At 45.2% G+C, this 13,897-nt stretch carries 12 protein-coding genes; 11 read left to right on the top strand and 1 reads right to left on the bottom strand.

Going from position 1 to position 13,897, the window contains the following annotated elements; translation table 11 throughout:
* Positions 1-11: 11 nt before the first annotated feature.
* The 10 genes from AAE02nite_RS20600 (at position 12) to AAE02nite_RS20555 (ending at position 10,182) form a co-directional block, all read left to right on the top strand.
* A complete protein-coding gene (locus tag AAE02nite_RS20600) occupies positions 12-1,505 on the top strand; it encodes a glycosyltransferase family protein (protein ID WP_146902433.1) in 1,494 nt (497 codons plus the stop codon).
* A gap of 119 nt (positions 1,506-1,624) precedes the next feature.
* Positions 1,625-2,179 carry a 30S ribosomal protein S16 gene (locus tag AAE02nite_RS20595; RefSeq protein WP_146902430.1) on the top strand — a complete coding sequence of 185 codons (555 nt, stop codon included), beginning with the start codon at positions 1,625-1,627 and terminating at the stop codon, positions 2,177-2,179.
* 13 nt (positions 2,180-2,192) lie between these two features.
* Complete coding sequence (rimM, locus tag AAE02nite_RS20590; protein WP_146902427.1) at positions 2,193-2,777, top strand: ribosome maturation factor RimM; 585 nt, start codon at positions 2,193-2,195, stop codon at positions 2,775-2,777.
* A complete protein-coding gene (trmD, locus tag AAE02nite_RS20585; RefSeq protein WP_146902424.1) occupies positions 2,767-3,441 on the top strand; it encodes a tRNA (guanosine(37)-N1)-methyltransferase TrmD in 675 nt (224 codons plus the stop codon). Before rimM ends, trmD begins: the two co-directional genes overlap by 11 nt.
* 177 nt (positions 3,442-3,618) lie before the next feature.
* Entirely contained in the window at positions 3,619-3,984 is a 366-nt protein-coding gene (gene rplS / locus AAE02nite_RS20580) for a 50S ribosomal protein L19 (RefSeq protein WP_146902421.1), read from the top strand.
* Positions 3,985-4,274: 290 nt separating this feature from the next.
* Positions 4,275-7,235: a M1 family metallopeptidase gene (locus tag AAE02nite_RS20575; protein ID WP_146902418.1), complete on the top strand. Its 2,961-nt coding sequence runs from the start codon at positions 4,275-4,277 to the stop codon at positions 7,233-7,235.
* Positions 7,236-7,266: 31 nt separating this feature from the next.
* Entirely contained in the window at positions 7,267-7,830 is a 564-nt protein-coding gene (locus AAE02nite_RS20570) for an inorganic diphosphatase (protein WP_170252655.1), read from the top strand.
* Positions 7,831-8,094: 264 nt separating this feature from the next.
* Positions 8,095-8,508, top strand: coding sequence for a 6-pyruvoyl trahydropterin synthase family protein (locus tag AAE02nite_RS20565; protein WP_146902412.1), 414 nt, complete (start codon positions 8,095-8,097; stop codon positions 8,506-8,508).
* A complete protein-coding gene (gene folE / locus AAE02nite_RS20560; protein ID WP_146902408.1) occupies positions 8,495-9,148 on the top strand; it encodes a GTP cyclohydrolase I FolE in 654 nt (217 codons plus the stop codon). Before AAE02nite_RS20565 ends, folE begins: the two co-directional genes overlap by 14 nt.
* A 113-nt stretch (positions 9,149-9,261) precedes the next feature.
* Positions 9,262-10,182 (top strand): TIGR01777 family oxidoreductase, encoded by a 921-nt coding sequence (locus AAE02nite_RS20555; protein WP_146902405.1) that lies wholly within the window; start codon positions 9,262-9,264, stop codon positions 10,180-10,182.
* 110 nt (positions 10,183-10,292) lie between these two features.
* On the opposite strand, the gene AAE02nite_RS20550 is transcribed toward AAE02nite_RS20555, so the two are convergent.
* Positions 10,293-12,641: a penicillin-binding protein 1A gene (locus AAE02nite_RS20550; protein WP_146902402.1), complete on the bottom strand. Its 2,349-nt coding sequence runs from the start codon at positions 12,639-12,641 to the stop codon at positions 10,293-10,295.
* Positions 12,642-12,877: 236 nt separating this feature from the next.
* Here AAE02nite_RS20550 and AAE02nite_RS20545 point away from each other — a divergent pair, with 236 nt between their 5' ends.
* Entirely contained in the window at positions 12,878-13,672 is a 795-nt protein-coding gene (locus AAE02nite_RS20545) for a class I SAM-dependent methyltransferase (protein ID WP_146902399.1), read from the top strand.
* Positions 13,673-13,897: the final 225 nt, after the last annotated feature.

The raw sequence follows: 13,897 nt of genomic DNA, 5'->3' as shown, positions 1-13,897 counted from the left end.
AGCTTTGTAGGATGCCGGATCAGGCTAGATTTATAAAACTATACTACATCCTGATAATTTTGCTGTGCCTGGGGGCGCGTTATTATCTGTTGCCCCAGGTATGCCTCACCGATTACGATTCTATCCGGAACTGGCAGATTGTGCAGGAAATTGGCCAGGGAGATTTTACCCACGTTTTTCACCACGCCAGCCCCGGCTTCTTTTTGTTTTACAGCCTTTTTACGCCCTTTCTGAAAGGCGTAACGGGCTATATTTTAATAAATAGCCTTTTCAATATCGGGGCCGTGGTGCTGCTCATCCGGTTTATGCGGCGGCATTTGGCCATTCCAGTTCCCGAAGCACACCTAACCGGTTTATTATTTGGTTTATCGGTTTTCGCGGTGAGTACCGGCCGCAATTTCGCCACCGAATCGATGAGTATGTTCCTGTTTATGCTTTTGCTGGAGCGATACTACCAGCGATTGGTGCACCACGATGCGAAAGCTTTTTTACAAGTAGCGGCGTTGCTGGCCGTAAGCTTAACCATAAATTATAAATTTTTATTACTGCTGCCGGTAGCTGTCTTGCTGGAGTTATGGGTATGGGATAAGGTATTAACCTTCAGAAATTTAGTATTTGCCGGCATAATTATTTGCATTCCTTTTGTGCTATTTACGTTAGTCGCGCTGCTCGTTAATTTGCCTTTTTACATTTATACGGCCGCCGTTTTTAATATTAAAAATCCGCTCACACCCAACCCGGCCCAACGCGTCGGTTATTTCAACGCAGATTTTTTGTTTTACCTGCAGTATATCTGGGATTTTGAATTACCGGTTTTGGTGCCGGCCCTCTTTTTATTTCCGGTAGTATACCAGTGGGAGCTTTTTAAACAGCCATGGCGCAGCCTGGATATTTATAAATATCTTTTTTTTATAAATTATGCGGTATTGGCCGGTATGCACCTGCTGATTAAAGCGCCCCGCGGTTTAACATTTATTTACGGCCTGCTGTATTTGCTCTTTTACCTGGTTCTAAAAAAACTAATTCCCAACCGTTCGCTGATCATTGGTTTATTGGCCGCCGGTACCTTCGCGCAAATCTGGAAACTACAGGAAACCATTTATACTTATTCCAGGACTTCTTACCCGGCGGTAGCTCAATACCTCCAGTCCAAAAATATTACGCGCATTGCCACCACGGTTAGTATAGGTTTAGCCCCGGCGGCTACCCAAAACAATATTGTGGTTAAAAGCATTATTTCGGAAACAGAATTGCCGGCCTTAAAAAAACAGGGTTACGAATATGTGCTGCTGGATAATTATTATAAAGTGGCCAACGTGCGTAACTTTAAAAAACTGGAAAAATTACCGGCGCTGCAATCCTGGAAAGAGCCCTCGTTGTTATCGCCGCTGCTTTACTTAGACCATGCCGAGTTTAACAACTTAACTTACAGCCACATTATGGCCAATCAGAAAAAAGCTTTACAGGATTCGGCACAACTACGTTTAATAAAAATACCGGACTAATCTAACTCCTTGGTTTAAATATTATTAAGTCAGAGTTTTCATTATTTCGGAAATATTTCTTACTTTTGCAGACTCAAAAAAGACGGACGGGTTCCGTCGCTTAACAAACGTTATTTAATATGCCTGTTAAAATCAGACTGGCCCGCAGAGGCCGCAAAAAAGCTGCTATGTACGATATTGTAGTAGCTGACTCCAGATCACCACGGGATGGTCGCTTTATTCAGAAATTAGGTACTTACAACCCAAACACCAACCCTGCTTCTATCGACTTTGATGAGCAGAAAGCGTTTGATTGGGTGATGAAAGGTGCCCAGCCAACTGATACGGTTAAGGCCATGTTGTCTTACAAAGGTATTTTGTTTAAAAAGCATTTACAGATTGGTGTAACCAAAGGTGCTATTACCCAGGAACAAGCCGATTCTAAATTTAACGAGTGGAAAGAAGGCAAAGAAGCGAAGATCCAGGGCAAACGCGACCAGCTGAGCCAGAAACAATCTGATGCTGCTAAAGCTGCGTTTGCTGCCGAACAAAAAGTTAATGCTGCCCGTGCCGAAGCTTTACGCAAACGCGCTGAAGATGCCGCCAAAGCTGCTGCTCCGGCCGAAGAAGCCCCGGCTACTGAAGGCGACAACGCTGGCGAAGCTGCTGCTCCAGCCGAAGAAGCACAAGCTTAATAAATTTTAGGCCATGAATATTGACGCCTGTTACCAGCTCGGCTACATCGTCAGGACACATGGTGTAAAAGGCCAGGTAGTTGCATTTTTTGATGTAGATTACCCGCAAGATTACGAAGAACTGGAATCAGTTTTCCTGCAATTAAGCGGAAAGCTGGTTCCTTTTTTTATCCATACCCTCGAAATCCAGCCCAACGGCCGTATTATTATTAAGTTCGAAGATGTGGATTCTATTGTGGAGGCCGAAAAACTCAAAAGCGTTCCACTTTACCTGCCCCTCGACCAATTACCCGAACTCGACGAAGACCAGTTTTACTTTCATGAAGTAATTGGGTACACGGTAGTAGATGAACAGTTAGGCGAACTAGGTACCATCCGGGAAATTTACGAAATGCCTTACCAGGACTTAATGGCCATGGATTACCAGGGTGTGGAAGTGCTGATTCCGGTGCAGGACGAATTAATTCTGCGGGCGGATAAAGTTGGCCGTAAACTTTTTGTAAACTTACCCGAAGGCCTAGTAGATATTTACACCAACCCTACCGGTCCGGATGCCGACGAGGACCGCGACGACGATAACGAGAAAGATGCGGTTTGATATCATCAGCGTTCAGCCCGATTTACTCCTTAGCCCTTTGGGTCACTCTATTGTAAAGCGGGCCCAGAACAAAGGGTTGGTAGAAATCCACATCCACGACCTTCGCCAGTTTGCTATTAACAAATACGGCCAGGTAGATGATTATGCCTTCGGTGGCGGCGCCGGCATGGTGATGATGATAGAGCCTATTGCCAAATGCATCAACAACTTACAGGCTGAGCGCACTTACGATGCGGTTATTTACATGACACCCGACGGAGAAACCTTACGGCAACCGTTGGTCAACCGGCTTTCGCTGCTGCAGAACGTAATTATCTTGTGCGGCCATTACAAAGGCGTAGACGAGCGGGTAAGGCAGAAATACATTACCTACGAAATAAGCATCGGCGATTACGTATTATCGGGTGGCGAGTTGGGAGCAGCCGTTCTGACGGATGCGATTATTCGCCTGATTCCCGGGGTCCTGAACGACGAATCTTCGGCCCTGACCGACTCTTTCCAGGATGGTTTGCTGGCCCCGCCGGTATATACCCGCCCGGCCGATTATGAAGGCATGAAGGTACCCGATATTCTGCTCTCCGGCGATACGCCTAAGGTAGAACAATGGCGCTTTGAGCAGGCAATAGCCCGTACCCGCCAGCGGCGCCCGGATTTACTGGAGTAATAAAGAAATCGAATAAATTAATATACTGTTTGCCATTACCGTAGTGGTTGGGCTACCGGCTGTAAGTTAAATACTTACACAAAAAAAAGCACACCTACTATTTTTCTATAAAAAAAGTTTATATCTTTGCACTCCGAATTTTGAGAAGAAGATACTACAGCAATAATTACAATAGCCATGAGCAATATTTTAGATGTATTAAACAACGAATATCGTGAACAGCGTGCCAATATTCCGAATTTTGCGGCTGGCGACACGGTTAATATTCACGTAAAAATCCGTGAAGGTAACAAAGAAAGAATTCAGCAATTTCAGGGCGTTGTAATTCAGCGTAAAAACCCAAATACAGCCGGTGAAACTTTTACCGTACGTAAAGTTTCTAACCAAATTGGTTTGGAGCGTATCTTCCCTTTGCTTTCGCCAAACATCGAAAAAATTGAACTGGTACGTCGTGGTAAAGTAAGACGCGCTCGTTTGTACTACTTAAGAGGTCTTTCCGGTAAAGCTTCCCGTATTAAAGAACGTCGGAACAAACCAGCTTAATTTATCCTGTTTTTCCTTATCTTTTTTTGAAAGCCAATCCTGTCCGGATTGGCTTTTTTATTGAGTTCAGGCTATGCCGCTGCCAATATTTTATTTCTATATTTCACCTGGAGGTCATCAAATCTTACAGAAGCGCCGTAGTATTTTCTGTTTCGGTTTGCCCGATATTGTTCCGGGCCAATTTAAACCGGCTTTAATGGCATTAATTTTCTAGACTTTTCAAAATATTTGGTAAGCGAAAAAAGCCGCTAAATTTGTTTTAGACAGCGTACGCTCCTACGTATTTACTTATGAAATATTTACTGGTATTCCTTTTATCTTTATTTACAATCTTGGAAGGCTTTACGCAGCATTATTGGCAACAGGAAGTAAATTATACCATAGCGGTTACCCTAAACGATGAGCAGCACAGCCTTACAGCTACCGCCGAGATAGAATATATAAACCACTCACCCCACGAACTGACTTTTATTTATTTCCACCTCTGGCCCAACGCTTATAAAAATAATTCCACGGCCTTTGCCAGGCAGCAGCTCATCAATAAAAAACGTAATTTCCAGTTTGCGCCTGACAGCGCGCGCGGTTATATAGATGGCTTGGATTTTAAGATAAACGGGCAGGCAGCTAAGTTCGAAGTCGATCCGGAAAATATTGATATCGGCAAGCTCATCCTGAACCAGCCTTTGGCCAGCGGCCAGCGCATCCACATTTCTACGCCTTTCCGGGTAAAGCTACCTAACTCCTTTTCGCGCCTGGGCCACGTAGGTCAGTCTTACCAGATAACGCAATGGTACCCGAAACCAGCCGTTTACGACCACCAAGGCTGGCACCCCATGCCTTACTTAGACCAGGGCGAGTTTTACTCAGAATTTGGCCGCTTTGATGTAAGCATTACCTTACCAGCCAATTATTTGGTAGCGGCTACGGGAACGCTGCAAAACCCCGATGAATCAAAGAAGCTGGATAGCTTATCGGCTATTACGGCCGAGAAAAGAATATTCCGGCAAGCCGAAGATGTTTTTCCGCCCTCCGCCCGGCAAACCAAAACGCTGCGTTATACCGGCGACAATATTCATGATTTTGCCTGGTTTGCCGATAAACGGTTTAATGTACGGAAAGGCGAAGTAGAATTGCCGCACTCTAAACGCAAAGTCACCACCTGGCTGTTTTTCCTGAACAAAGATGCTTCGGACTGGGTGCGGAGTATGAAAGATATTAAGGATGCCATTCATTATTATTCTTTGTGGGTAGGCGATTACCCTTACGCGCAGGCCACTGCCGTAGACGGGGCCTTAAGTGCCGGCGCAGGCATGGAGTACCCGATGGTAACCGTAACCGAACCCAGTGCCATTATTCACGAAGTAGGCCACAACTGGTTTTACGGTATTCTGGGCACTAATGAGCGGCAGCACCCGTGGCTCGACGAAGGCATTAACTCTTACTACGAATTTAGAATTGGCCAGCTCACTAACCGCAACTACAGCCAACTGGAACCCTTGCTCACCCGAGACCGCATTAAAAATTACCGCTTACAGAATATTCATAGCACCGCCCTTAATTTACTGATGTACCAGATGGGTGCCAGCCGCGGCCTGGACCAACCAATAGCCGGCCCGGCAGCGGCCTACACCTATACCAATTATGGCAGTATTGTGTACCTGAAAACCGGTGTAATGCTGCAATACCTGGCCAATTACCTTACCCAGGACCGTTTTGATAAAGCCATGCAAGCTTATTACCAGCGCTGGCAATTCAAACACCCTTACCCTAAGGACCTGCAAGCTATTTTTGAAGAATCTACCGGCGAAAAGCTGGACTGGTTCTTTCAAGATATTATCGGAACTACCCAAACCGTAGATGCGGCTTTAACTCACCTAAACACCACCGAGAACCCCCTGCAAGTTACCGTTGAAAATAAAACGAACTTGCTAGCCCCCGTGCCGGTAGCTACCCGCAACGCCGATGCCCAGTTATTGGAAGTAAAATGGACCAAGCCGGGGCAAGCAGCCCAGCAACTAACCTTTAACCGCCAGAACGTACACGATGTAGTAATAGATCCGGGTTATTTTCTGCCGGAACTAAACCGCACCAATAACCGGCTGGCGGTAAACGGCTTCCTGAAAAAAGTAGAGCCTTTACGATTGCAGTTCCTGGCAGGCATAGAACAGTTCGACCGCCAACAGTTGTATGTTGTGCCGGTACTGGGTGCTAATACCTACGACCGCATTATGTTTGGTGGGGCCTTGTACAACAGTTCGCTTTTCCAGAAAAAAATAAATTATTTGTTTATGCCATTGTACAGCGTAGGCCAGGAAGAATTACGCGGCATCGGCAATATTAACATCCGGTTTTTACCCAAAAGGCTGGTCCAATCGGTAATAGTGGGGCTGAATGCACAACGCTTCGGGCGGTTCAGGAAACTAGAATCGTCGGTATTGGTTAACTTTCCAAAGCCGGCGGCTGGGGCTTACCAGCAGCAGTTGCAACTTGGATACACTAATATTTCGCACCAGGAACCTTTAGTAAATAAAGCGGTGGACCACGGCGCTGCGCCACCGTTCGGGAAAAATATAGAATATAATATACCATGGCTGCGGTATACTTACGAGAAGAAAAATGCTTTGCAGGGTTTTCAGGCGGAATTAAATTTTGACTTATTACCTACTGATACCACTGCCGGCCTTACCCGCTCCGGTCAGAACGTTCTGGCAGGCAAATTATCGCTGGCCTTTGAACGTTATTACGCGGCGAAGAAACGTTTGGCCATAAGGGTGTTCGGGGGTAACTTTTTCGGAAACGCCAGTACAATACCGCCTTGGTTCCAGTTAGGGATGAGCAGCAGCCTCGATTACAAAAAAGAAACAATATTCCTGGATCGGTCGCAGCGACAAGATAATCTGGCGGCTTTTATCCGGCAAACCGATGGGCGCGATGGCGGCTTCCGCCATTTTATTCCGGTATTCTCCAGCCGCTGGCTTACCGCCGTTAACTTAGATGCTGATATTCCGGTGGTGCCTGTAACCGCGTTCCTCGATTTAGGTACCGCTCATGGTGCCAAAGAGCTGCTTTACGGAACCGGATTAAGTGTATCTTTGGCAAAAAAATTCCTGCAGATTTACTTTCCGGTAGCCGGTAGCAATTATGCGCAAAATATTCCTCAGAACCTTAAAGAATTCCAGCACAACATCCGTTTCCAGTTGCAACTCAACGCACTTAACCCATTCCGGCAAGTGGCCGACGCCTTGCGTTAAGCCTCGCCTAAATTATACGAGCCTGGTATGGGTGTTGCTTTTTTTGGTTGCGGGCTGCAAAACCGATTACCAGCATTTACCAACTTTTTCGGAGCAGAAGCAATTACAGGTAGTAATTTTAACGCCGGCTGGCAGTAATCACCCGCAGGCCTACGACGCTCAAAAAAAGACTTTTGTAAATATGCAGGATGCCGGTTTACCCGCCAGCATTAAGTTTTTACCAGCTCCGGCCAACCTCGGGTTTATTCCTTCTACCGCTTTAAAAAACGCTGAGACCGCCGAAAGTTATCCCCTACAGGCCCTGGTTCTCGCCGAAAGTGTGGCCACCGGCACAGTAGTAGAAGTTATTCCCATCGGAACCTTAACTTTACAGATTGCCGATGAAACCAATTACGTAATAGTTACCATTCCGGCCAAGCCCAGCGAGCAGGTAGTAGCGGCCGCAACCTTAGCCGAATTAAAAACAAAATACCCGGCCGCTAAAGAAATAATTCAGCAGTGGTTTTTGCATCATAACCCCAATCAAAAAGCCCGTTTGGGCGGTTGGCACGACGAAAAATATACCGAAGATTTAATCCGGCGGTGGTTGGAATAAAGAACAAATATTACCGGAGGTGTTCCTGGCCCGAAACAGTTTACCCGTCCTTATCTTAATTATTAATCTTTTCGGATACAGCTTAATTTAGGAATAAAACGTATCTTAAAATCCTTGTAGCAGTAGGTATTAAAGGTTCTTTAAACTGCTAAAGAAAAATTTAATATCTTTTAGAATTCGCCCATTTGACTTAAGCCTTATCTGTACATACGGCTTTAAATTTAAAACTCAGAACATTAATTCACCTCCGCTTGTTAAATCGTTATGAAGGTTACAGTTTGTAGAAAAGAACACTTTAATGCGGCCCACCGCTTGTACAATCCTGCCTGGAGCAAATCTAAAAACAACGATTTTTTTGGTAAGTGCAGCAATGAGAATTTCCATGGGCATAATTACGAATTAATCGTAAAGTTAACCGGTAGCATCAACCCCGAAACGGGGTACGTGTACGACATGAAGCAACTAAGCGAACTGATTAAGAAGGAAATTCTCCGTAAATTTGACCACCGGAATTTGAACCTCGACACCGAAGAATTTAAGGATTTAAACCCAACGGCCGAAAATATTGCCATGGTTATCTGGAACCGGCTGCGGGAACGCATTTCGCCGGAGTACGCCTTAGCTGTAACTTTATTTGAAACCGAACGCAACTTTGTAGAATATAATGGACAAATATAATTTAGACGCGGAAGATCTCGAACACGAAAATTCTTCGTTGCATACGCCACTGCGCGAAGATGCTTTTAAAATGACCAATGATTTAAAAATCGAACTCATTGAAAAGCATTTCCGGGAAATAATGCACATTCTGGGCCTGGACCTAACTGATGATAGTTTGCAGGGCACACCGCACCGGGTGGCTAAAATGTACGTAAACGAAATTTTCCGGGGTTTAGACCCGGAAAACAAGCCGCACGCCAAGCTTTTTCAAAATCGCTTTGCTTATAACCAAATGCTGGTAGAGCGCGATATTACCCTTTATTCTTACTGCGAGCATCACTTTGTGCCTATTATTGGCAAAGCTCACGTAGCTTACATTCCGGATAAGCACGTGGTAGGCCTCTCTAAACTAAACCGCATTGTGCAATATTACGCCAAACGCCCCCAGGTACAAGAACGGCTTACCATGCAAATTGCTGATGAACTTAAGTCGACGCTATTTACGGATAATGTAGCCGTATATATTGAGGCCGATCATTTGTGTGTGATGAGCCGGGGCGTGAACGACGTAAGCAGCAGCACCATTACCACCGAATATTCAGGTTTGTTTCAGCAGGATCAGTACCGGAATGAGTTTCTGACTTATATCCGGAAATAAGACTTTTATATAATACTAAGCCCGTACCTTAATTTTAAGCTGTACCTTTTGGCTTTTTGCACGTAAAAACCTCTTTGTATCAGATACCTGGAGTATTATACCTAAATAACTACATGTCCGGAAGAATACTAATTACGGGAGGCACCGGTTTAATAGGCAGCCGCCTCTCAGAACTGCTCATAGACCAGGGCTACGAAGTAGCCCATTTAAGCCGGCAAGCCAACCCGCACGCCCGTTATAAAACTTTCCGGTGGGATATCCAAAATCAGTTTATAGACGACAACGTTCTGGGCTATGCCGATTATATCGTTAATCTGGCCGGTACCAGTGTTGCCGAAGGCAAATGGACCCCGCAGCGCAAAAAAGAAATTCTGGAGAGCCGGGTCCAGGGCACCCAATTATTAAGAACCTGCCTGAGTAAAACCAAACACCACGTTAAAGCTTTTATTTCGGCCTCGGCAGTTGGTATTTATGGCGATACCCACGACCGCCTGGTAACCGAGGAAAGTGCCTACGGTGATGATTTTTTAGCCAACGTAACCAAACAATGGGAAGCTGCCGCCTGGCAAATTCACGAATTAAATATTCGTACCTGTATTCTCCGGATTGGCGTGGTGCTCAGCGATAAGGGTGGTGCCCTGCCCCAGATGGCCCGGCCGGTAAAACTAATGGCGGGGGCTCCTTTGGGCTCCGGCAAACAATATATGTCCTGGATTCATATCGATGATTTGTGCCGGTTGTTTATTCAGGCAATAGAAAACACCAGCTACCAGGGGGTGTTTAATGCCGTAGCGCCCAATCCGGTTACGAACAAAGAATTTACCCAGGCTCTGGCCGATGTAATGCACAGACCGCTTACCGGCTTAAAAGTACCAGCTTTTGGGCTAAAAATGGTACTGGGCGAAATGAGCGAAGTGGTGCTGGAAGGCCAGCGCGTTAGTTGCGATAAATTAACTAAACAAGGTTTTACCTTTGAGTACAATACCATTCACGAAGCCTTGGAATCTTTTTATACCACCCAAAAAGCCGAATAAAATCCACAATTACCACTTATACAAAGGCCTTTCTAATAACTCAGAAAGGCTTTTGTATGATAAGGCTATCAGAATTGCCGTTCAGCTTATAACTGAGCGGCCCTAACACTCTAAATGCCGGGTAATGGTATGTCGTTTAATTCTTCCAGCATTAAATCGGTACTAATAGAATCTACTACGGGCGGTGGTGGAGCCAGTCTTGGGGTTGGGCAATGATAATTCTTCCGGATTTTTACAGTGGGTTTCGGGAAAGGCCCCATTTTATAGCCTAAATCTTTGCTTTTATAGACTTTCTCCATGTAAGTTCCAAAAATAGGCAGGGCCAATTTAGAGCCTTCACCAGTATCGGAAGTACGGAAGTGGATACTGCGATCTTCGCCGCCAACCCAAACGCCCGACACTAAATCTTTGGTAATACCCATATACCAGGCATCGGAATAATTAGAAGTAGTACCGGTTTTGCCGCCAATCTGATTGCCGTTTTTCCAGAGGTCGTATTCCCACAGCGCCTGCGAGGTTCCGCCGGGCTCTTCCATGCCGCCTTTCAGCATGTGTACCATTAAAAACGCCGCTTCTTCGCTGATTACCCGCTTTTGCTTAGGCGTAAAGCTTTGAATTATATTTCCGTTCCGGTCTTCTATCCGGGTTACAAACATGGGTTCGCTATGGAAACCATTGTTCACGAAAGTAGCGTAAGCCCCCACCATATCGTAAACCGAAACATCGCCGCCCGATCCCAGGCCAATGGATGGTACTGCTTGTAACGGGCTGGTAATACCTAGCTTTTTGCCGTATTCCGCTACTTTCTCCCAGCCTACTCTTTCGGTTAGCTGGGCTGTTACAGAGTTTACCGAACGGGCCATGGCTTGCCGCAGGGTCATGTTAATACCGGTGTACGAACGGGTAACATTATCGGGCTGCCAGTTCATGGGTTTACCATTCTCCACATAATCAATGCTAACCCGCTGGTCGCGGATGCGATCGCAGGGCGTATAACCATTATCGATGGCCGTTAAATAAACAAAGGGTTTAAACGTAGAACCGGGCTGCCGACGGGCTTGCCGCACGTGGTCGTATTTAAAGTATTTAAAGTTAATACCGCCTACCCAAGCTTTAATGTGGCCGGTAAACGGATCCATGCTCATCATGCCGGCGTGCAGAAAATGCTTGTAATACCGCAGCGAATCCAATGGGCTTAAGGTTGTATCTTTCTCACCCTGCCAGGTAAACACCCGCATCTTACGCGGGGTATTCATTAACGTATCTATTTTCTGCTGGTCGTCGCCGTAAGCCCTTTTCAGCTTTTTATAGTATTCCGTGCGCCTGGCAATATTTTCAATGAAGTTCGGAATCTCATTATGCTTCTCGTCGGTCCAGGGATTCTTACCCCGCCAATGGCGGTAAAACTTGGCCTGCAGGCTCTTCATTTTCTCTTGCACCGCTTCCTCGGCTAGTTCCTGCATTCGCGAATCTATAGTAGTATATATTTTCAGGCCGCTGCTGTAAACATCGTATTTATCGTAACCTGCTTTTTCGTTTTCTTTTTCGCACCATTCTTTCACAAATTCGTTTACCGCTCCCCTGAAATAAGTTGCCGGGCCGTCGTAATGGTTTTCCACGTGATACTTCAACGTAATGGGTAACTGGCTAAGTGAATCGGCCTCGGCCTTGCTGAGAATATTGTACTTGGCTAACTTAGCTAAAACAAAATTCCGTTTTTCTAAAGCCGCTTTGGGGCGAAAACGGGGGCTGTAACGCGTAGGGGCATTTACCAAACCCACCAGCATCGCGGCCTCTTCGGTTTTGAGACTATCCGGCGACACGCTAAAAAAAGTTTTAGCCGCCACTTTTACCCCAAAAGCATTTGATCCAAACTCCACGGTATTTAAATACATAGTCAGGATTTCTTCTTTGGTGTATTGGCGCTCCAGCCGGATGGCCGTAAGCCACTCTTTGGTTTTGGCAATAATGGTACTCACTACGGGTATATACCCCAGCAAACCTGTGGTTTCTTTCCGGCGGGTTTTGTATAAATTTTTGGCTAACTGCTGCGTAAGCGTACTACCGCCCCGTTTATCGCCCTGTAACGTAAAATAAAAAACCGATAAAAGTGCTTTGGGATCAATACCGGCGTGTTCGTAAAACCGGACATCTTCGGTAGCTACCAATGCTTGTATGAGCATGGGCGATATTTTCTGGTAAGTAACCGGGCTGCGGTTTTCGGTGAAATATTTACCAATTAAAACGCCATCGGCAGTATATAATTCCGAAGCTAATTCGGTGCTGGGGTTTTCCAGTTTTTCGGTACTGGGTGTATCGCCGAAAAGAAAAAGAAAGTTAGTGGAAACACAAAAAATATAGATAAAAACGGCCGCTAGCCCTACCGCAAATATTCGCCACATACCCCGGATAAAGGTCCGGTACCCTGTTTGTTTTTTTACCTGTGCTTTTACGGACATTCCTGCAAACTAAACCTGTAAGAACCAAACCAGTGGCTCTTTAAAACTTTACAAATATAACCTATGAGAATTATTTTAAGTTAAGATGCACTTAAATAAAATAGTTCCCAAAATACCTTACCTAAACCCGGCAACTTAATATTTTAGCTTAATAATTAAGTTGTTACGAATATTTTTGAGCCAAATCATCCTTCCTGAACGTAAAAAAGTTAAAAATATTCTTTCCTTTACCATTTGTGACGAAACGATATCAATTATTCGAATTTGAGGATCAGCCCTGGTTCCCGGACTTTTTGCGGCAAAATATGATGGATTTTTTACGCTTCTCCATCAGCAAGTTGGGGGTGTATGAACCCATTGTACCTTTATTAAGAGAATTACTCATCAAAAGCGAACAAACCACAATTTTAGACTTGTGCTCGGGGGGCGGTGGCGGCATTAAAGGAATACAGCAGCTATTGGCAGACCAAATGCAACAACCTGTTCAGGTGATCCTCAGCGATAAATTCCCGAATATTCCGGCTTTTGAGCTGATTCGGCAAGAATCAGGCGGTGCCATTGATTTTGTGCCGGAACCCATCGATGCCACAGATGTACCGGGTGAACTAGCCGGATGCCGGACTATCTTTTCCGCATTTCACCACTTTAATCCCACCCTGAGTCGCTCTATATTAACGGATGCCGCCCAAAAACGCGTGCCTATCGGTATTTTTGAAGGTGCCGGCAAAAGCTACCTCGAAATATTAGCTGCTCTGTTATTTTTCCCGGTAATATTTTTCTTTATTACCCCGTTTATGCGTCCGTTCCGGTGGAGCCGGTTGTTCTTTACGTACCTGGTGCCGCTAATTCCACTTTGTACTCTATGGGATGGTTGTGTTTCAATATTGCGTTTGTATACGCCGCAACACCTGTTGCAACTTACGGCTGCTATACCGGTAAAGAATTATACCTGGCGAGCCGGTAAAGTAAAACATAAAACCGGACTCAAAATAATTTACCTCATCGGCTACCCCGTAAACACTGAGCAGTGATCAGTTAGCAGTTACGAGTAAACAGTTATATTTAACTAGGCGTGTTTATGCCTAGCTGGCTTTAATTAAAGAAAATAGAATGGAATAATAATTTAGATGGGTGAATGCTTTTAAGCTTCTTCATCCCAACGTATCTTTAAAACTACTCTTATTTAATGATTATTAACTGTTCACTGGTTTTTGTTTACTGATAACTGTTTATTGTTAACTGTTCATGCGTGATGC

This window comes from Adhaeribacter aerolatus, from assembly GCF_007991635.1.
GTDB lineage: Bacteria > Bacteroidota > Bacteroidia > Cytophagales > Hymenobacteraceae > Adhaeribacter > Adhaeribacter aerolatus.
This window is presented reverse-complemented; position numbering and strand designations above follow the sequence as displayed.